At 50.1% G+C, this 19950-nt stretch carries 16 protein-coding genes and 1 tRNA gene; 9 read left to right on the top strand and 8 right to left on the bottom strand.

What is annotated here, in order from left to right; translation table 11 throughout:
- Positions 1 to 167 precede the first annotated feature (167 nt).
- Positions 168 to 1352, top strand: coding sequence for an MFS transporter (locus J2S36_RS06980; protein ID WP_309956868.1), 1185 nt, complete (start codon positions 168 to 170; stop codon positions 1350 to 1352).
- Positions 1353 to 1456: 104 nt separating this feature from the next.
- Here J2S36_RS06980 and J2S36_RS06975 read toward each other — a convergent pair whose 3' ends face one another.
- The 4 genes from J2S36_RS06975 to J2S36_RS06960 all read right to left on the bottom strand — a co-directional run bounded on the left by J2S36_RS06975 (position 1457) and on the right by J2S36_RS06960 (position 6789).
- On the bottom strand, positions 1457 to 3985 hold the full coding sequence (locus J2S36_RS06975; RefSeq protein ID WP_309956867.1) for an ATP-dependent Clp protease ATP-binding subunit: 2529 nt from the start codon (positions 3983 to 3985) through the stop codon (positions 1457 to 1459).
- 127 nt (positions 3986 to 4112) lie between these two features.
- Complete coding sequence (dtd, locus tag J2S36_RS06970) at positions 4113 to 4595, bottom strand: D-aminoacyl-tRNA deacylase (protein ID WP_309956866.1); 483 nt, start codon at positions 4593 to 4595, stop codon at positions 4113 to 4115.
- A 135-nt stretch (positions 4596 to 4730) separates the two neighbouring features.
- The gene (ygfZ, locus tag J2S36_RS06965; RefSeq protein ID WP_309956864.1) at positions 4731 to 5945 is read right to left on the bottom strand and encodes a CAF17-like 4Fe-4S cluster assembly/insertion protein YgfZ; all 1215 of its coding nucleotides are present in this window, start codon (positions 5943 to 5945) and stop codon (positions 4731 to 4733) included.
- A 64-nt stretch (positions 5946 to 6009) separates the two neighbouring features.
- Positions 6010 to 6789 carry a hypothetical protein gene (locus tag J2S36_RS06960; RefSeq protein WP_309956863.1) on the bottom strand — a complete coding sequence of 260 codons (780 nt, stop codon included), beginning with the start codon at positions 6787 to 6789 and terminating at the stop codon, positions 6010 to 6012.
- Positions 6790 to 7005: 216 nt separating this feature from the next.
- Here J2S36_RS06960 and ispE point away from each other — a divergent pair, with 216 nt between their 5' ends.
- From ispE to J2S36_RS06945, 3 genes are all read left to right on the top strand, one after another.
- On the top strand, positions 7006 to 8001 hold the full coding sequence (ispE, locus tag J2S36_RS06955) for a 4-(cytidine 5'-diphospho)-2-C-methyl-D-erythritol kinase (RefSeq protein WP_309956861.1): 996 nt from the start codon (positions 7006 to 7008) through the stop codon (positions 7999 to 8001).
- A 110-nt stretch (positions 8002 to 8111) separates the two neighbouring features.
- Entirely contained in the window at positions 8112 to 9998 is a 1887-nt protein-coding gene (locus J2S36_RS06950; RefSeq protein ID WP_309956859.1) for an ABC-F family ATP-binding cassette domain-containing protein, read from the top strand.
- Between the two features lie 129 nt (positions 9999 to 10127).
- Entirely contained in the window at positions 10128 to 10688 is a 561-nt protein-coding gene (locus J2S36_RS06945; RefSeq protein ID WP_309956858.1) for a MarR family winged helix-turn-helix transcriptional regulator, read from the top strand.
- Positions 10689 to 10832: 144 nt separating this feature from the next.
- On the opposite strand, the gene J2S36_RS06940 is transcribed toward J2S36_RS06945, so the two are convergent.
- The gene (locus tag J2S36_RS06940; protein ID WP_309956856.1) at positions 10833 to 12044 is read right to left on the bottom strand and encodes an ABC transporter permease; all 1212 of its coding nucleotides are present in this window, start codon (positions 12042 to 12044) and stop codon (positions 10833 to 10835) included.
- A 4-nt stretch (positions 12045 to 12048) separates the two neighbouring features.
- Positions 12049 to 13032 (bottom strand): ABC transporter ATP-binding protein, encoded by a 984-nt coding sequence (locus J2S36_RS06935; RefSeq protein ID WP_309956855.1) that lies wholly within the window; start codon positions 13030 to 13032, stop codon positions 12049 to 12051.
- Between the two features lie 216 nt (positions 13033 to 13248).
- Between J2S36_RS06935 and J2S36_RS06930 the strand changes: the two genes are divergently transcribed.
- From J2S36_RS06930 to J2S36_RS06915, 4 genes are all read left to right on the top strand, one after another.
- Positions 13249 to 13319: transfer RNA gene (locus J2S36_RS06930), tRNA-Gln, on the top strand.
- A gap of 57 nt (positions 13320 to 13376) precedes the next feature.
- A complete protein-coding gene (locus tag J2S36_RS06925; protein WP_309956853.1) occupies positions 13377 to 13619 on the top strand; it encodes a hypothetical protein in 243 nt (80 codons plus the stop codon).
- A gap of 134 nt (positions 13620 to 13753) precedes the next feature.
- Entirely contained in the window at positions 13754 to 14734 is a 981-nt protein-coding gene (locus J2S36_RS06920; RefSeq protein WP_309956851.1) for a ribose-phosphate diphosphokinase, read from the top strand.
- 375 nt (positions 14735 to 15109) lie between these two features.
- Positions 15110 to 15685 carry a 50S ribosomal protein L25/general stress protein Ctc gene (locus tag J2S36_RS06915; protein WP_309956850.1) on the top strand — a complete coding sequence of 192 codons (576 nt, stop codon included), beginning with the start codon at positions 15110 to 15112 and terminating at the stop codon, positions 15683 to 15685.
- 178 nt (positions 15686 to 15863) lie between these two features.
- On the opposite strand, the gene rsmA is transcribed toward J2S36_RS06915, so the two are convergent.
- Complete coding sequence (gene rsmA, locus J2S36_RS06910) at positions 15864 to 16889, bottom strand: 16S rRNA (adenine(1518)-N(6)/adenine(1519)-N(6))-dimethyltransferase RsmA (protein WP_309956848.1); 1026 nt, start codon at positions 16887 to 16889, stop codon at positions 15864 to 15866.
- A 175-nt stretch (positions 16890 to 17064) separates the two neighbouring features.
- Positions 17065 to 18327 (bottom strand): resuscitation-promoting factor, encoded by a 1263-nt coding sequence (locus tag J2S36_RS06905; RefSeq protein ID WP_309956846.1) that lies wholly within the window; start codon positions 18325 to 18327, stop codon positions 17065 to 17067.
- A 242-nt stretch (positions 18328 to 18569) separates the two neighbouring features.
- On the opposite strand from J2S36_RS06905, the gene J2S36_RS06900 reads away from it, so the two are divergent.
- A complete protein-coding gene (locus J2S36_RS06900; RefSeq protein WP_309956844.1) occupies positions 18570 to 19922 on the top strand; it encodes a citrate synthase in 1353 nt (450 codons plus the stop codon).
- Positions 19923 to 19950: the final 28 nt, after the last annotated feature.

The raw sequence follows: 19950 nt of genomic DNA, 5'->3' as shown, positions 1-19950 counted from the left end.
CTGGGATTTTCACCGCACTTCCAGCTTTCGCGCGTGATCCCCAAATAAATCAAATAGACTTTCAATACAAGTATTTCCATGCCATAATCAACGCATCATTTGTATCCAATGCAAATTCAAAATTACTACATTGCAGATACCAACCTAGAAAGCGCTCGCACTTCACTATGACGATACTTCTCGCTGTTGTCTATGCTTCATTCATTTCACTTGGTTTGCCTGACGCAATCACAGGTGCTGCATGGCCGCAAATCGCGCAAGATCTCGGCATCGACGCCGCAGGTGCTGGGCTGCTTTCACTACTCATCTCCACCGGCACGATCATCGCCTCTTTCACATCCGGATTCCTCCTAAAGCGTTTCGGGACGGTAAAAGTTTCGATTTTTTCCGTTTTTCTCACGGCAATCACCTTGCTCGGTTTCGCCTTTGCGCCATCATTCATTTGGCTTGGGGTACTCTGTTTCCCGCTCGGACTCGGCGGAGGCGCAATCGATGCAGCAATAAATTCTTTTGCTTCACTGCACTATTCAGCCAAGCACACCAATTGGCTCCACGCATTTTGGGGAGTTGGCGCAGCGGCTGGTCCACTGATTGTGAGCTTTTGGCTCAACTGGCAGCGAATGTGGCGACCAGCTTATTTGAGCATCGCAATTTTGCAGTTTATTTTATTGATCACTTTGATTGCCACGCGTGGCACCTGGCAAATTGCTGACGAAGAAAGCATTGAACACCCACAAGTCAACGCGCCGCCGGCAAAAGATTTACCGTTGTGGAAACTGCCTTTACTTTTCCCGATCCTGATCGCATTTGCTGCTTATTGTGGCTTCGAACTGACAGCAGGTGTCTGGGCGGCTACTTTTCTGGTGCAGTATCACGGCTTGGATGTTTCACTGGCAGCAGCTGGCGCTTCAGCTTTTTACCTTGGGATCACTGGCGGGCGCTTCCTTTCTGGCTTCGCCACGCTGCGCATCAACAATGCTTATCTACTGCGAATTGGCTCAGTACTAATCACCGTGGGCACGCTGATTATTGCAATTACCCCGATCGCTCTGCTTGCAATCGCCGGACTCGTAGTCTTGGGCGTTGGCTGCGCACCAGTTTACCCGACGATTATCAAAGAAACTTCGCGGCGTTTCGGCGTTGAAAATACACAACGCGCGATGGGGCTGCAAATGGGGTTTGCGTATGTTGGCTCGCTGACGATGCCACCAATTACCGGATTATTGATGACGCATTTTTCGCCGCTTGCACTACCAATAGCGATTTTCAGTGGAATTGCGATAATGGTGAGCTGTAATGAATTTGTCGAACGCCAGGTGCGTACACGGGAAAACAAACTTTCAGCAAATTAAAGTTGCGATAAATAAATTTGCAGGCGTGCACACCAGAAATTTTCCTGGTCTGCACGCCTGCAAAATAGCGAACGAACTGTGGAGCGATTTACGCTGCACTACCCTTAAAGTGTTTCTTCAGACATTTCCTTCTTCGGTTTTACCGGAGCCACTCCTTCTGGCAGCTGATAATCCGAATCCTGCCCAGCGAAAGTGAAACTCATTGGAATATCGTCTTGATCAACATCAATCACGATCGTCTGCCCGGCCTTAAACTCACCATAAAGCAGCTTCTCCGAAAGCACATCTTCGATATCACGTTGGATCGCACGGCGCAGCGGACGCGCTCCCAGCACTGGATCAAAACCACGATCTGCCAGTAACTGCTTTGCATCTTGCGAAATTGCCAGGCTCATACCCTGATCTTGCAAACGTGCATCAAGCCGCGACATCATCAAATCTACGATCTGCAAAATTTCTTCCCGCTGTAGCTGTGGGAAGACGATAATATCATCTACACGATTCAAGAATTCTGGACGGAAGTGATTCTTCAACTCCTCGTTTACCCGATTCTTCATTCGCTCATAGGAGGTACCGGTATCAGCATCAAATTGGAATCCGGTACTTACCCCTCTCGCGATATCTTTCGCGCCAAGGTTGGTGGTCATGATAATAATCGTGTTCTTGAAATCAACGATACGCCCCTGCGAATCCGTCAACCGCCCCTCTTCAAGAATCTGCAACAGTGAATTGAAGAGATCTTGATGTGCCTTTTCTACTTCATCAAAGAGCACGACGGAGAACGGCTTCCGCCGCACCTTTTCGGTGAGCTGACCGCCTTCTTCAAATCCAACATACCCTGGAGGGGCACCAAAAAGCCGTGAAACCGTATGCTTTTCTTGATACTCAGACATATCAAGCGTAATCAAAGCGTCTTCATCGCCAAATAGGAATTCCGCAACAGCTTTCGCTAATTCCGTCTTACCCACACCAGTAGGACCAGCAAAAATGAAAGAGCCTCCCGGGCGATTTGGATCTTTCAACCCAGCCCGCCCACGTCGAATCGCTTGCGAAACTGCCTTCACTGCCTCTTCCTGCCCAATCACACGCTTGTGCAATTCTGCTTCCATACGCAGCAGCTTTGCAGATTCAGCTTCCGTCAACTTAAATACCGGGATGCCCGTGGTCATTGAAAGAACTTCCGCGATTAAATCTTCATCTACTACCGAGATGACGTCAAGATCGCCTTCTTTCCATGCACGTTCGCGCTCGGCACGCTGCTCAGAAAGCTGCTGCTCCTGATCACGCAAGCCGGCAGCTTTTTCAAAATCCTGCCCTTCAATCGCAGCTTCTTTCTCCGTGCGAACCTTCGCGATTTCTTCATCAAGTTCGCGCAATTCATCAGGAGCCGTCATCTTCTGGATCGCTAATCGCGCACCAGCTTCATCAATCAAATCAATGGCCTTATCCGGCAGAAAACGGTCGTTGATATAGCGATCAGCCATTGTGGCAGCAGCTTCCAGCGCTTCATCAGTGATCGTCACTCGATGGAATGCCTCATACCGATCACGCAAGCCTTCAAGGATCGCGATAGTTTCTTTCACTGTTGGCTGCTCAACTTGAATTGGCTGGAATCGCCGTTCAAGCGCTGCATCTTTTTCAATATACTTCCGATATTCATCAAGTGTGGTTGCACCGATCACCTGCAGTTCACCGCGTGCCATCATTGGCTTCAGCAAAGAAGCCGCATCAAGTGAGCCCTCTGCCGCTCCAGCCCCGACAAGTGTATGGATCTCGTCAATAAAGATAATAATATCGCCGCGGCTCGTGATCTCTTTCAGGATCTTCTTGATCCGATCTTCAAAATCTCCACGATAGCGGGAACCAGCCACAAGTGAGCCCATATCAAGAGAGTAAAGCTGTTTTTCCTTTAAGGTTTCCGGCACGTCTCCACCAGCGATCGCCTGCGCTAAACCTTCCACTACAGCCGTCTTGCCTACGCCTGGCTCACCAATCAATACCGGATTATTCTTGGTACGACGGGAAAGCACCTGCATTACGCGTTGCGTTTCAAGATGCCGCCCAATCACGGGATCCAATTTATTATCCCGGGCAAGCTGCGTAAGATTGCGCCCAAACTGATCAAGAATAGTGGAACCTGATTTCACACCTTCACGCTGCGATCCAGCACCCACGCCCACAGCTTCTTTTCCGCCCTGATATCCCGAAAGCAGATTCGTCACCTGTGTACGTACCTTGTTTACATCAGCCCCCAGCTTTGCGAGCACTTGCGCCGCTACGCCTTCCTGCTCACGGCACAAGCCAAGCAGCAGGTGTTCTGTACCAATATAAGAATGCCCCAGCTGCAGCCCTTCACGCATCGCATACTCAAGTACTTTCTTCGCACGCGGAGTAAACGGGATATGCCCGCTTGGCTGCTCCTGACCTTCACCGATGATCTCTACTACCTGCTCGCGAACTGCATCAAAAGTAACATCTAAAGATTCGAGTGCTTTAGCTGCTACCCCTTCACCTTCTTTGATCAAACCGAGCAACACATGCTCTGTACCCAGGTAATTATGCTTGAGCGAACGTGCCTCTTCTTGCGCCAGTACAATCACCCGCCGAGCGCGGTCAGTAAACCTCTCAAACAATCTTTGCTCCTCATATTTTTGCGTGGATCGAAGTAATCTGTCTTAAACAATAGCTATCTGCAACCGATGGTTGATAACCATTTCGCCACTGGCGTGATATCCCTGCGCTATCTCCTGTTTCGGATTGTCAGCATTCAAAAAGGATCGTGAACGGGCCGTCGTTGATCAACTGCACATCCATCATCGCCCCAAACTCGCCCGTCTCCACTTTTACACCGCGAGCGCGAATTGCAGCTGCTAACTGATCAAAAATTGGGCGAGCAAGCTCCCCTGGAGCTGCATGTGACCAGCTTGGTTTCTTCCCTTTCTTCACGTCAGCATAGAGCGTGAATTGGGATACTAAGAGCACTTCTGCCGCTGCATCCACCACGCTCCGCCGATTTGCCGGAATATCCTCATGATTTACATCCCGCAATAATTTCAGTTCACAAATTTTCCGGGCAATTTTTTCAATCTGCTCCACTCCGTCTTCATGAGTGACCCCTACCAGCACACACAATCCTGCAGCAATCTGCCCTACTATGCGCCCTGCTTTTTCGCTATCTTGCGGCATATTTTCATCCCAGACCGTGACGGAAGCCTGTTTCACCCGTTGGATTACGATTCGCATGATCTCCTATTTCCCAGATTGTGCAAACTCTTTGTTCGATCCTAGCGCTGGCGTGCGATCATTTACGTATTTTTCACTGCGTGAGATGAATTTTCACACCATTGCCATGCATCCTTGATTTCGTCAATCACCCGATCATGATTGGCGACGATGCCCCAGAAATTCATTTCCTGGACGCTGCGCTGGAGAAACGGAAGATTTCCCATTATGCGTCACAATTTCTACCTGGGTAGCCAAAATCGCGGGAGCTTGCGTAGTTTCGGCAAAGGACCCATCTGCCTCTGGCATTGCCGCACCAATCGTGAGGATCGCATGCGGATCCACTGCACGCTTGATCAGCGCCAGCCCAATCGGTCCTTCTTCAGAATCACGCACAATAGATGTGAGCGTGCCTACTTTGCGCTTCCCACAGAAAATCGGCGCTCCTGCTTCCGGTAGTGGATCTTCTGGGGCTTCGATATAAAGGTACGTCAGACGGCGCGGCGGCTTTCCGAGATTCACCAGCTTTGCTACCGTCTCTTGCCCGCGATAGCAGCCCTTTTCGAGATGCACAGCACTGCGCAGCAGATCTAATTCGTGCGGCAATACTCGCTCGCGCATCTCGTTGTTCGGACGCGGACGCCAAGCACGGATCCGCGCCGCTTCCCAGGCGATCAAACCGGCAGGCTGCCAGGCTTCACGCATCGCTGCGAGAAGATTTTGACGCAATTGTGAGCGATTGGAAAAAGCAAGCATCGTACGGCGCAGCTCTGCGCCAGGATGAGATTGTGCAGCTACCCCATAATGTGCTCCGCCAGGAATGACGGCTGGCCAAGGATCTTCCCAAGCAAATACTGATTGTGTGCGGAGATTTTCTGGCACTTGCGCAAATTGCGTACCAAATCCGATAACCGCAAAGTCGTGTATTTGAATTTCCACCCGCATCATGAATTTCATTTGCGCTAAAAACTCTGCCAATTCCGCTGCTCGCCCAGAATCGAGCAGCATCCAGACTCGTTCCCCATCATCAATCACCGCGGCAGCATGTTCGATGTGCCCATACGGGCTCAACACAAGCATTTCGGCACTTTGCCCAGTAGCTAATTGCGTGAAAGCGCAAGTGGTCAGGGCATGTAGCCATTTCTTCCGATCAGCCCCAGAAACACTGAGAACTTCCAGGAAGCTTAAATCTGTAAAGCCCTTTCCGGAAATCAATTCAGCTTCTTCCCGGAATGGATTTCCATAATGTGCCGGGACGGACGATCCATGATCTGCAACTCCGCCCGCGATCAACGGGGAGAATTCCAGCTCCGTCACGTCTGCAACCAGCTGTGCGCGATGCATCTGGTCAGTATTTTTCGTCAAATCCATACTTTAAGGTTAGCGAAGGATTTCCAACTCAGGAAAAGTTGCGCTAAAAGGATAAAACGTATTTTTAACCGAGGATCATCACTGTAGCTTGTGCAATAAAACCAATTGCAGCAGTCGGCAGCGCGATATAAGCAAGTACCGGGAGCGCTGCAGGAGTGCGATACACCGAATTAAAAGCCTCAAAAGAGAGACGATAAGCAACAGCCACCACGACACCTGCGATCGCTCCTACTGAAAGATACACATCTAAGAGGTAGGCGATCCCGATCCCGAATGTAAGCGCATTTATTAGGCTCACCACAAATACAGAGCGCGTAGTAAAAAGGCTGATCAAACTCACTACACCAATCACTGCCGAAAAAACGAGGACAACTTGTTTGCCAAATTCTGAGGTGACCGTTTGCGTCCAGAAAGTTGCACTTAAAATCAGAATCATGCCCAGATAGCTGCCTGAAATCTGTTCTAAGCGCCGCAATGCACTTTGCTTGCGAAACATTTCTTGCACAAAGGCGAGCAGTATCCCTATCCCAGCAATCAACGCGATCCAGTGTATGTCACGAAATATTGCCGCCAACACTCCCAGCAATGCAATCAGGATCATCCCCAATTGCGAAGTTTTTTGGCTCGGAAGCCCAATCAAACTTGCCCAGCCCAAGATCAGCAATCCAATCACCAGCAGGTTCAAGACAAGCACAGCCGGCCAGAAGAATGCCGCACCAAGGCCAAGCAGCAACGCAAAACACATCCCAGCAATAGCCAGCCAAATATTTGCGCGAAAAATCCAGACCTTTGCAGTGGTAATCGGCCACTCATCAGGCTGCTGAAATAAATTCTTTGGAGTCACGGCTCCATTTTGCCATGTTTTGCTCAGTTCCCGAAAGAACACAAGAATCTGGATCATCTGCGGATTGCGTGCAGATGTTTTTCCGCGCGCGTTTAGATATCTTGGTGCTTGTCTTGTAATTTCGCTTTTTAGCAAAACGCATTTATAGAATATAGGGAATCCCAAATATTTGATCGGCTCAAGCAGAAGTTCAGCAGAAACCAGAAAGCACGCCATATGAACTTAAAACTACATCAAAGCGTAAAAGCTTCCGCTCCGGCAAAAGTTAATCTCGCATTACGTGTCGGCGCTCTCCGCCCTGACGGCTTCCATCCACTAGACACCGTATTTGAGGCACTCGATATCTTTGATGATGTGGAAGCACAGCCCACCGAAAATGCTGAATTGACGATGGAGATCCACGGTATTGGAGAAAATCTTCCGATTGACGATACGAATCTGGTGATTCGCGCCGCGAAACTGCTGCAACAAAAAACATCTGTACATCATGGCGCACATTTGGTGGTGACGAAAAGGATCCCGGTGGCTGGCGGGATGGCTGGCGGATCAGCAGATGCTGCCGCTACACTGATCGCGCTCAATGCACTCTGGCAGCTCAAACTTTCGCAAAGCGAGTTGATCGAGATCGGCAAAGAGCTCGGCTCTGATATTCCTTTCGCACTGCTTGGCGGTATCGCACGAGGGATTTCACGTGGAGACGAGCTTACGCCGATTATCCCGAAAGCAATGCATGGATGGGTGATTCTCACCAATCCGGAAGGACTTTCCACCCCGCAAGTATTCCATAAATTCGATGAAATGTATCAAGATACCGCGCCCAGCTCTCCGCAGAGCACTGCACCTGTGATAGCTGCATTAGCTACTGGCTCAGTGAGCGCATTGATCAAAGTACTCGAAAATGATCTCTGGCATCCAGCAGCAGCACTTCGCCCTGATTTAGCCAAAATTGTCTGTAAAATAGATGCGATTTTCGCTCCCTCCGGAAACGACTCCACGGCTCCTGATCAGACGGAAAACCCCATCCAAGATGCCGCAGATAAATCCGCAGCGAGCCCCCGGATCGGCAGGATTCTTTCCGGCTCTGGCCCGTCAATCGCAATTTTGTGCGAAGTGGCGCAAGTAGCTGAAATTGCTGCACTAATGCGCACCACCTTCCCTGAACTGACGGTAGTGAGTGCAATGGGCCCGGCAGCCGGCGCACATCTGCGTTAAACTCCGTAATATGTAGTATCGTAAATTCCCGCACTACATTCCACTGCTCCGGCAGTTTCCGCAAATACGCATTTGCGGCAAATCTTCACAAACAAAAGAGCAACATCCAAATGGCACATATTCTTAATATTGAAGACGTCAGCATCACTCTTGGCTCACGCCCAATTCTTGGGCAAGTAAATCTTTCACTTGCAGACGGCTCACGAATTGGCGTTGTCGGGCCAAACGGTGGCGGAAAATCTACGCTGCTGAAACTCATGATGCGTCAGCTCACCCCAGAAAATGGGCGCGTTACAATGGCTCACGGCACGCGTTTTTCCTACCTCACGCAAGCCGATTCACTCGATCATGAAGATCCTGTTGAAATGGCGATTCACGGGGATGCGCAAGCTTTTGAGTGGGCTTCCCAAGCTGAGGTGCGTGAAATTCATGACGGCCTCATTCCAGACGTACCATTGACGAAAAAAGTTGGTGAACTTTCCGGCGGGCAGCGCCGAAGAGTCGCCTTAGCCGCCGCGCTATGTACGCCAGCAGAAGTACTGGTACTCGACGAGCCAACAAATCATCTCGATCTTGAAGGCGTTACTTATCTTGCAAAGTATTTGCAGCATCGTTTTGCACGCGGGCAAGGAGCACTCGTAGTTGTTACTCACGACCGTTGGTTCCTCGATGCCGTCTGCACACAGATGTGGGAAGTTGTACCGGGAGATGACGGACCTGGCGGAAAAGCTCCGCGTCCAGGGCATGTGGAAGTCTATGAAGGCGGTTATGCCGCATATATTTTGCAGCGCGCCGAACGCGCCCGATTGGCACAGCAAGCAGCCGAAAAGCGCGCTAATCTGCTGCGCAAAGAACTCGCCTGGCTCCGCCGTGGCGCCCCAGCCCGCACTTCCAAACCAAAATTCAGAATTGAAGCTGCCAATGAATTGATTGCTGCCGAGCCACCTCCGCGCGATTCACTAGAATTGGCGAAAATGGCAACGGCACGGCTGGGGAAAGATGTGATCGATTTGCTGAATATTGATTTTTCTTGGCCAAACGCCACTTCTCCCACACTCCAAGATGTCACGCTCCGCCTTGCACCTGGCGAGAGGATCGGTATACTCGGGCGAAATGGTGCTGGAAAATCGTCATTACTTGGTTTGCTCAACGGCACTTTAGAACCCAATCGCGGGAAGATCAAACACGGGCAAACGGTAAAGCTGGCAACGCTCTCGCAAGAAACAAAAGAACTCGATGAAATCGGGCATCGTCGCGTAGTTGAATCAGTGCAGGATATTGCCACGCATGTGATTGTGGGAAAGCATGAAGTAAGTGCCGGGCAACTTGTTGAGCGGCTTGGTTTCACTCGCGAGCGCGCCTGGACGCGTGTGGCTGAACTTTCCGGCGGAGAGCGCCGTCGGCTGCAGCTGCTGCGTCTGCTGGTGAGCGAACCGAATGTTTTGCTTTTAGACGAGCCAACAAATGATCTTGATACCGATACCCTTGCAGCGATTGAAGATTTGCTTGATTCCTGGCCTGGAACTTTAATCGTTGTCTCTCATGACCGCTATCTGCTTGAGCGCATCACTGATCACCAGATCGCCGTCATCAATGGAAGTATTCGCGATTTACCGCGTGGCGTCGATGAATATCTTGAGCTTTCTGCAGCGCTGGATTTAGCTGCCGCGAAACACGAGGATACAAAGCGGGAAGATCAAGCACAGCCGGCTATCGAAAACGATCCCGCAACGGACGCAAGGATTACTGGAGCAAGAACGAAAGATGCCGCGCGAGAGCGTCTTGCCCGCAAATCCCTTGCCCGCGCAGAGCGAAGAATCGCGAAACTGAACCAGCAAAAAGCACAACTTGGGGCAGCACAAACAGAGCTTGCGATGAGTGGAGATTATGAAAAACTTGCGGAAATTGGCCGTGAGATCGCACAGATCGATTCGCAAATTGCAGATCTCGAATCGGAATGGCTGGAGGCAGCTGAAGAAGTTGAGCACTGGAGTTAGCCAGATACTTTACGCATTGGCGCAGCTGCAAAAAAATACATGCACTATTGCATTTCATCTGCCACTAAAGCTATCTTGAGTATCAGGATATCTTTTCTCAACACTTAGAGAATCAGGAAGTTTCACGCGATGGCGCTCAATCACGAAGAAGTTCATGAAATAAATTCCACAAATCCTACTGCTGACGAAGTTGACCATATCGTTGCTGCTTGGGAACAGCAACGACCTGATTTTGATGCTCGCCCGCTTGCAGTTTTTTCGCGGCTGCTCCGCTTAGGACGCTTCGTCGAACAGATTCGCCGTTCCATTTTCGGAAAATACAGTCTGGAAACTTGGGAATTTGAAATGCTTGCCGCTTTGCGTCGGACAGGCGCCCCGCACCAGCTCACTGCAGGGCAATTGATGAATGAAACTCTTGTTACGTCAGGCACGATCACAAACCGCATAGATCAAATGGAGAAACACGGATATGTGGTGCGTAACCGCGACGAAAAAGACCGCCGTGTTGTGTACGTGAAAGCTACCGCAGCGGGAATCGCCGCGATCGATGCTGCGATGAGCGCACTCTTGGCTGTGCAGCATGAACTTTTAGCACATTTTTCTGCCGATGAAGAGGCAGAGCTGCGCGCAGGGATCAAAAAATTACTAGAAGTGGTGGAGCAAAACGAAGCTGGAAAAGCCAATAAATAACAGCTGTGCACAAGGATGAGAAACTTGCACGATGGAGCCGTCAGGTTTGGCTCATTCCCAGCCCTGACGGCTCCACCAGTATTTGTTAATTAGATTTTCACCTGCGTAAAGCAGAGCACTTCAGCTTTCTGCGCTGTGGATCAATTATTTCCCAGAAAGCGCCTGCCGGAGAGTAACTCGCTTCCCCATCCGGAGAATTGAATTCTCGTAAATCCTGCCAGCAACTGCAGCAAATAGCGGCACACTGACGAATGAAATCCCTGCCGCCAAAACGAGTTCCCAAATTTCTACGGATTCGTACGCCTGACGCACCGGCATAATGAAAGAAGAGAAGCCCGGAATCGTTGAAAACACTTTCGTCCAGATCGAATCAGGCGCAGCTGGCACAAGGAACATTCCCAGATAGAACGGGATTATCATCAGCAGCATCAATGGCGTAATAATCCCGCCCAAATCTTCCTGCCGTGAAACCATCGAAGACACACCACCAGCAAGTGTCGTGAAGGTGAAGAATCCGAGCAAGAGCCAGATGATCATCCAAATCAGAATCGTACCCACCTCAATACCATGCCAAAGACCAGCAATATTCAGCGAAACGAAGATTGCAACCAGATATAGAACGAGCTGGGTCAAGGCAAATAAGCCGATGCCAATAATTTTTCCGAGCAGCAGCGTGCGCGGGCGTACCGCGGAGAGCAAAATCTCGACCACGCGAGAGCTTTTCTCTTCCACAATTCCCACCGAAAGGGTCGAAAGGCTCGTCGTCACCGCAAAAAAGAGCAAAAATTGCGCGACCAAAGCAGTAAAGTAGCCCACCGGATTTTCGATCATTAAGTTCCCTGATCCGGTCACTGTCTGGACTGGAATATCCATTGCTGCAGCAAGATTTTCCGCTTGCTGCGGCGTGATTTCACCAGCGATCTGTTGCACCTGACTGAAGGTAACAGCCTGCCCGATCAGCTTGATTGCGCTACTGTCGATGAAATTTTCACCGTATCTGATTATTTTTGGCTCTTGCAAAGTGCCAGCAAGCACGAGAGATACTCCGTCCTCCTCGCGATCAGCAATTTCGGTGAGCCACTTACCGTAGTCGGGTTGTGATTCAATTACTTCACTGGCGATCAAACCGGTATCGTTGAGGACTTTTTCAAAGCTCTCCATCTCCGGCGCAAGTGCCACTTTCACAATGGCTGCTTTATCCGGCTGCGACGTAGCATCATCATTTTCCTGATCAAGGAAATATTTCCCAGCGAACCCACCGCCAAGAATCAGCAAAATCGTAATCAGCGTGCTGATCACCTGCGCCTTGGTGCGCATCAAAACTTTATATTCACGAGCGATAATATGCTTCAGCATCTTTTCACTTCCCTCCAAACAGCCCAGCGAAACCGCGCTTCCGCTTTTGCGTTTTCGCCAATTCGCGTGCATCTTCCGTATTTGGCACCGTCACCACATTGGAAAAGAGCTCCGTCAAATGAGGCCGATAATGATCGAAATTGCGTACTGGAGCAATATCAAGAACTGCCCGCAAGACTTGCTGTTCACTCATCCCAGCAGGCAATGTAACCCGCAAAATATTAGCTTTCTCAGGACGAACGGCGATTTGCGTGCCGAGCCTTTGCAGCACGGTTTCAATTGCCGGCACGTCTTGCGGATCGACGGTGATGTCATAAATCAAATCTTCGGTACGGCGCAATTCTTCGATTGTGCCTTCAGAAACTATTTTTCCAAGCGAACAGATTCCCACACGATCACAGATTCGCTCTACAAGATCGAGCTGATGCGAGGAGAAAAGCACGGTTGCTCCCTGCGCTACTTTTTCGCGCAGCACTCGGCTCATCGTATCTACAGCTACCGGATCAAGACCGGAGAAAGGTTCATCTAGTACCAGATAATCCGGATTATGGATCAGGGCTGCCGAAAGCTGCACCCGCTGCTGATTTCCCAGCGAAAGTGCTTGCACCTGATCGTTTCGACGGCTTGCTACACCGAGCCGTTCGGTCCAGTAAAGCGCAGCCTTCCGGGCATCTGCACTGCTCAATCCCTGCAGTTTACCAAGATATTCGAGCTGCTCTTGCACCTTCATCCGAGGATACAAACCGCGCTCTTCGGGCATGTAGCCAAAACGTTTCCGCGTGGCAAAATCAATTTCTTTGCCGTCGCAATATGCTTTGCCTGAATCTGCCTTCAATACCCCCAGCATGATCCGCATGGTAGTAGTTTTACCGGCACCATTTGAGCCTACAAAACCAAACATTTGCCCCGTATGCGCGGTAAAACTCATCCCATCTAATGCTTGTGTCTGCCCAAAAGTTTTATATAAAGAAGCTACTTGTAGGGTCATTCCTCCCCCTGAATGTAATTTGCGAAAACGGCTTTGCCACCAAACATCCTACTAGCTCTGATACGGCTAATAAAGTGTATAAATTAATTGTCCCCCCCCCCACATTGCTGTCAAGCATTGAAAGCGCAAAATCCCCCAGGGCACGCAGTTTAACATTTATCACAGCCGTGCCAATTGGAAATTTATGGTGGATAGCTGGCAGAATAGGTGCAGTGATCCCCCATGGTGTAATGGCAACACAGCGGTCTTTGGAACCGTTATTCGAGGTTCGAGTCCTTGTGGGGGAGCGAAAATGCAGGATTCACGGCATTCGATGTACGGCGCTTTTCCGTTTGGAGGATAGTGTGGCAGCTCTGATCGCTTCACTCTCGTTGCGGATGCGCCGTTTTTCTTTTCTCGCTCTCTCGCCGTATTTCGCACTCACACTCCGCAATGCGCGAATGCAGCAATCTCGGTTATTGCATGATTTATTTGTAAGCCCTGCGTTTGGCTCACAAAAATTCCACGAATTTCTTTCTTCACTCCAAATTCTGGAAAAATTGAAGATAAAAATGAAACTGCCGATGTTTCGGATCGGAAAGCAATAGGCTTAGTGTTAGCAGCCTGGAGCAATCCGATCTTCTGCTTTTGATTTTTCACAGATCATTGATTGTTCTCAGCTCTAACGCAAAGAAAATATTAATCAGAATCTAAAGATAATCGAAAGAATGGGAAGCACACGATGACGGGAATCCACACTTCCGGAGAGAAGCATCTTGTACTGGCTTCAGGCCGCGCACATCCAGAGCTCGCAAAAGCCGTCGCGAAAGAACTCGGCATCGATCTCCTGCCAATTACGGCATACGACTTTGCGAATACCGAAATTTACGTCCGCTTTGACGAATCAGTCCGCGGCACTGACGTGTTTATTATGCAGGCGATGGCATGCCCGATAAACAAGTGGATCATGGAAACTTTAATTATGGTGGACGCAGCAAAACGCGCTTCCGCGAAACGAATCACTGTGGTGATGCCGTCATTCCCGTATGCACGCCAGGATAAAAAGCATAAAGGGCGCGAACCGATCTCTGCACGGTTGATGGCTGATTTATTCAAAGCGGCTGGTGCTGAGCGGATCATGTCTGTTGATTTACACGCTTCGCAGACACAAGGTTTCTTTGACGGCCCGGTTGACCACTTATGGGCGATGCCAACTCTCGTTGAGTATGTGCGCACCCGTGTCGATCCTGCTAATTCTGTGATCGTCTCCCCTGATGCTGGCCGTATCAAAGTTGCAGAGCAATGGGGTAAGCGGCTTGGTGGTGTGCCGCTTGCGTTTGTGCACAAGACGCGCGATATTACACGTCCAAACCAAGCTGTGGCGAACCGCGTAGTTGGTGATGTTACTGGCCGCACGGCAATTATCGTTGACGATATGATCGATACGGCAGGCACAATTACCGGCGCTGTAAATGTGGCACTTGAAGCTGGCGCAAAGGACGTGATCGTAGCAGCTACGCATGGCGTACTTTCCGACCCAGCCGTGCAGCGGCTTTCCGAATCTGGGCTGCGTGAACTGGTAGTGACAGATACTCTTCCAATCGGCCCGGAAAAGCGTTTCGAGCAGCTCACTGTGCTTTCGATCGCCCCCGTGATTGCGCATGCGATCGAGGAAGTGTTCAACGACGGTTCCGTCACGTCACTCTTTGACGGCGCATACTGAGAATAATTCGATTTCCTTTTGCGCACAGCAGCGTTGCACACGCTACTGGCAACACATTTTTACAACCTGAGATCCAAGCCCGAGGAAGTTTGAAGTTTCTTGTGCGCAAATCTGTTATGCATTTGCGCACAAGAAACTTCTTCGGGCTTGGTTTTCTTTACACAGCGAGCTAGACCGAGCTAAACTTATCGAGTTGCCTCGGCGAGGGAACCGCAGAAATCTGAGAAATTTCCGTTTCGCACGGATCCAAATTGCTGCAAGTGCACGATCTGAAAAAAGGTTGGCATGTTCCGTTATCGACGCGGTTGTCTATATCTTTTCGGATGTAGCCTCCGTTCGAGGCCGTTCAATTAGATTCGAAAAGGAGATAACCAAATGGTAGATACTATTCAGGCGCAAGTTCGCAAAGCATTTGGGAAGGGCGCTTCCCGTCAGCTTCGTCGCGATAACCGCACCCCAGCCGTACTTTATGGTTCAGATCAAGCTCCACTGCACATCCATTTTGATGCACATGAGATTTTTATGCACGTGCGTTACAACGCGAACGCATTGCTGAAGATCGATGTTGCGGGCGCTACCGAACTTGCTTTGGTAAAGGATATTCAGCGTAACCCACTTTCCCGGATCATCGAGCACATCGATTTCTTGCGTGTGAAAGCAGATCAGAAGGTTGAAGTTAATATCCCAGTGATTCTTGAAGGCGAACCTGTAGGCAATGCAGTCGCTTCAGTTGAATTAATGACGATCGACGTTGCAGTGCCAGCTAATGAAATTCCTGAGCATATTGTAGTAAATGTGGCAGGTCTGGAAGACGGCACCACGGTTCGCGTAGCAGATTTGCAGCTCCCAGGAGATGTGGAAGCACTTTCTGATAGCGAAGAGCCGGTGGTAGTAGTTGCTGTACCACAGCTTGATGTACCTGAAGCTGAAGGCGAAGCAGCAGCCGAATAATCCTGCACCGCGCTTGGCGAAAAACATCTTTTATTTTGGGGTAGATCTGCACAATTGCGATCTACCCCAAAACTGATCTCAGTGAATCCAGCATTAACTACGGCTTTCGTGTTTTGTCAGTCTTTGTTTTCGATCTACGTTGAAACTATTTTCAACTTCTGCCACACCTATTTTGTTCCTACGAGCATTTCGCAATTTGCACAAATTCATCGATCGTGAGTGTCTCTCCCCGTCGCTTTGGATCAATTCCTGCAGCTACCAGGATCTCTTCGGCGCGCACTCCAGACCCTGCCCAACTACTCAAGGCAGCACGCAAAGTCTTCCGCCGCTGTGCAAACGCTGCATCGATCACTGCAAACACAGCCTCCCGCGCTACCCCCTCAGGATGCGCACCACGCACAAAGTGCACGAGAGCCGAATCCACATTCGGCACCGGCCAAAACACATTCCGCGAAATTTTCGCACCACGCCATAAGCGCCCATACCAGTTTGCCTTTACTGACGGCACACCATACGTCCGCGAACCTGGCTCAGCAGCAAGCCGGTCAGCCACTTCTGCTTGCACCATCACAGTAAAACTTTCGATACTCGGCAAAACTTCTAAAAGCGTAAGCAAAATCGGCACAGCTACGTTGTATGGCAGATTCGCGACCAGCTTTCCCGGGTGATACTTTTCGCTCGTGCAGGCAGCAGGCACAGCCAGGCTTTCTTCCCCTGACACTTCCAACGCATCAAGCAGGCGCACCGCAAAATTATTGGCAGCAGCCGGCATATTATTTTTGACGGTTGCTGCAATTTGCCCTGCAAGCAGTGGATCAATTTCCACGGCAGAAACCAAGGCTCCCGTTTCTAATAACGCAAGCGTGAGTGATCCGAGCCCTGGACCAATTTCGAGCACCAGATCACCTGCGCGCACCCCGGCATCACGAACGATCCGGCGGACGCTCGCAGCATCATGGACAAAATTTTGCCCGAGAGTTTTAGTTGGGTGTACGCCTAATTTTGCCGCCAATTCACGAATTTGCACTGGTCCAAGCAAAGTTCCGGAAATAGACTGCGAATTTGCCGCAGTTGCGACCTCGTGTGCGCGCCGCTCTGCAGCTTCGTTACCGGCAGAGTTTTGCTTTCCATCCCGATTGCGATTAATGCCAGTATTTTCCGTCAACCCATTACCGTCAGTGCCGATCATAATTCGCTTCATCATATGCAAAATCTTACCTGATCCAAAAGAAAAGAATCTGCCCGCTAGGCGTTGTCAGCAAAAGCGCAAATATTTGCGCTCCAACCAACATCACATAGCTGGCAGACTCCCACAGCTGCGCATCACTGCATCATCAAAGACGATCGGCATGGCAGATAAAAGCAGGATCGCAAGGTATTTAATACCAGCCACGCGCCTTTGAGTGCCCCCAGGCACCACACGGGCTGCCATAGCGTCCTTGAATATAACCGAGGCCCCAACGGATTTGCGTCTCCGGGTTCGTCTGCCAATCAGCACCTGCACTCGCCATCTTTGAGCCAGGAAGCGACTGCGGAATTCCATAAGCCCCAGAAGAACGATTCATCGCGTGTGCATTCCAGCCAGATTCCCGCTGCCAAAGCGCATCCAGGCACGAGAACTGCGCCGCATCCCAGCCGCGCGCATTCACCATCTGCTGCGCAATTGCCCGTGCTGAGCCAGGGCTTGGAGCTGGCCCTGATGGCGGAGCCGCAATTTCACGATCAGCACTCTGTGCTTCTTTCGTACCGATCTTCGTCACCTGATCCACACGCACAGCAGTGATTGCTTCAGCCACAATATCGCGGCTAATTTCCTTGCCATCACGGTATTTCACAGTGAAAGTGCGTGTGCCTTTCCCGTCCACTCCTGGCGTTACAATCTTTTTCTCACCCTTGGGCAAAGATGCATCTGCTTCATCTTTATTTACAAACTTATCGACGAATTCTTCGGTGAAGGTTTCATACTTGATCCGCGCAATTTTCACGATCATTCCCTCAGCAATTTTCGCGCTCAAAGGCAGTGAAACCGCATCATTTTTGCCAAGCTGCACCTCAGCATTTTCCAGCGCTTTCGCAATCGTCATTCCCGAGAAAGCGGAATGAGTCGTCGTTTTACCGTCAGCAACCACTTTGTATGAGATTTTCTCGACGGCACGCGTATTTGATAAATCCGGATTTACCGATGCAGAAACGGCAGCTTCCGACATCGCTGCATGATCAAATGAATAAGCAGCAGCTGCAATACTGAAAATTGAAGTGGCAGCAACAAGAGCCACTACGATTGCTCGCGCATTTTGAAACAACCCCGGCTTTACCAACATTTGCGTTTCAAATGCCTGCGAAGTTACCAGATTTTCGTTCATATATTCGGCGAAAACTTTATTCGTACTGAGAGCAGAATGAGTTGGATCGGTTACGCCTTGGGGTAGCACTTCCAGCATTGCAGTGCTGCTACCATCTGCCAAAGCAGCATTTTGCAGATTTTTCCTTGCGTGCTCCTGCGTCTTTGCGGCAGCACGTTCAGCTTCCCGCCGTGCGCGGCGTGAACCGGGCTTCACTTCCGCAGTTTGCATCGCGAGCCGAAGCTGGTTTGCAGCTTCATTCTGCGCTTCGCTATTCAGCTGTGCATTGTGTTTTCCCAAAATTTTCTCCATATACTCATGCTGATAAATCACTGAAATACAGCACCCGTTATGTTTCCTAGACTTATTGTAATCAAATCGTTACATACCTGTTAATCCAATGAGAGCGATCCCACTCTAAATTCGGATAATCATCAGTAGCTCCGCAATTAATCCCAACTATCCGGATCAAATTTAAAAATCAATTTCCCACCCATTGATAAGCACCCCAATTACCACACCGCAAGATTTAGACTGGAATCATGAGCAATATGCATCCAAAAGATTTTCTCGCAGAAACGTCAAATCTCCCACCAGCAAATCTACACGCTACCGAAACCGTTACTTTCAGCTATGCCGGCAACACCCACACGCTGCCAATAATCACTGGCACCGAAGGTGAACGCGCAATCGATATTTCTGCATTACGCCAAAAAACCGGGCTGATCACATTTGATGACGGTTACGGAAATACTGGCTCATGCCAATCAAAAATCACCTATATCGACGGTGAAAATGGGATCCTGCGCTATCGCGGGATCCCCATCGAGCAGCTTGCTGCGCATTCCTCTTTCATCGAAGTAGCAGAGCTACTGATTTTTGGCGAACTCCCAGATCCGGCAGACCGGGCACAATTTCGCGAACTCCTCACCGAAAATTCCTCATTGCATCGTGATATGCGGAAACTTTTTGACGGATTTCCAGCAGATGCGCATCCGATGGCGATCCTTTCTGCCGTCATCAACGGCCTGCAGGCATACGATTTGCCTGAAATTGGAATTGCTGACGATGCCGCCTTCCGCCGCGCTGCTGCACTCCTAATCTCAAAGGTGCGCACAATCGCAGCAGCAGCTTATAAAGCACACCTCGGCGAACCGCTCGTATATCCACGTTACGATTTAGCATATGCAGAAAACTTCCTGCACATGATGTTCACCCAACCGTATCGCGAATATGAGCCATCTGCCGAAGCAGCCCACGCATTAAATATGTTCCTGATTTTGCATGCAGACCACGAGCAAAACTGCTCTACCTCAACAGTGCGCATGGTTGCTTCTGGAGGGGCGAATCTCTACACCTCACTCTCTGCTGGTGTGGCAGCACTTTGGGGGCAGAAGCATGGCGGAGCAAATATGGCTGTCATTGATATGCTGCAACAAATTCATGACGGTGAATTCACGCCAGCAAAATACGTAGAAATGGCGAAAGCGAAAAATTCTACGGTGCGCTTGATGGGATTCGGGCATCGGGTTTATCGAAATTTCGATCCGCGCGCAAAAATTCTCAAGCAAGCTGCAGATGAGCTGCTCGAAAAAATGCAGATCACTGATCCGCTCTTAGACATCGCACGCGAAGTTGAAACCGCAGCACTCGCCGACGACTACTTTGCAGAGCGAAAACTCTATCCCAATGTAGATTTCTACTCGGGGATCATTTTGCGCGCACTCGGGATTCCACGCGATATGTACACAGTGATGTTTGCAATCGGGCGCACACCTGGCTGGATTGCAAACTGGAAAGAAGTAGCAGATCAGCCAAACCAACGGATTTACCGCCCCCGGCAAATTTATATTGGCGATCCGCAACGTGATTGGCAGCCGCGCGAATTACGCTGATTCCCGCTCCCGCATACACCTGGAAACA

This window comes from Arcanobacterium hippocoleae (genome assembly GCF_031456295.1).
Taxonomy (GTDB): Bacteria; Actinomycetota; Actinomycetes; order Actinomycetales; family Actinomycetaceae; genus Arcanobacterium_A; species Arcanobacterium_A hippocoleae.
This window is presented reverse-complemented; position numbering and strand designations above follow the sequence as displayed.

Bases quoted from the DNA above. Each gene is read 5' to 3' on its own strand.
- J2S36_RS06980 (WP_309956868.1), top strand. From the start codon at position 168: ATGACGATACTTCTCGCTGTTGTCTATGCTTCATTCATTTCACTTGGT.
- dtd (WP_309956866.1), bottom strand. From the start codon at position 4,595: ATGCGAATCGTAATCCAACGGGTGAAACAGGCTTCCGTCACGGTCTGG.
- ygfZ (WP_309956864.1), bottom strand. From the start codon at position 5,945: ATGGATTTGACGAAAAATACTGACCAGATGCATCGCGCACAGCTGGTT.
- ispE (WP_309956861.1), top strand. From the start codon at position 7,006: ATGAACTTAAAACTACATCAAAGCGTAAAAGCTTCCGCTCCGGCAAAA.
- J2S36_RS06950 (WP_309956859.1), top strand. From the start codon at position 8,112: ATGGCACATATTCTTAATATTGAAGACGTCAGCATCACTCTTGGCTCA.
- J2S36_RS06945 (WP_309956858.1), top strand. From the start codon at position 10,128: ATGGCGCTCAATCACGAAGAAGTTCATGAAATAAATTCCACAAATCCT.
- J2S36_RS06940 (WP_309956856.1), bottom strand. From the start codon at position 12,044: ATGCTGAAGCATATTATCGCTCGTGAATATAAAGTTTTGATGCGCACC.
- J2S36_RS06935 (WP_309956855.1), bottom strand. From the start codon at position 13,032: ATGACCCTACAAGTAGCTTCTTTATATAAAACTTTTGGGCAGACACAA.
- J2S36_RS06920 (WP_309956851.1), top strand. From the start codon at position 13,754: ATGACGGGAATCCACACTTCCGGAGAGAAGCATCTTGTACTGGCTTCA.
- J2S36_RS06915 (WP_309956850.1), top strand. From the start codon at position 15,110: ATGGTAGATACTATTCAGGCGCAAGTTCGCAAAGCATTTGGGAAGGGC.
- rsmA (WP_309956848.1), bottom strand. From the start codon at position 16,889: ATGATGAAGCGAATTATGATCGGCACTGACGGTAATGGGTTGACGGAA.
- J2S36_RS06900 (WP_309956844.1), top strand. From the start codon at position 18,570: ATGAGCAATATGCATCCAAAAGATTTTCTCGCAGAAACGTCAAATCTC.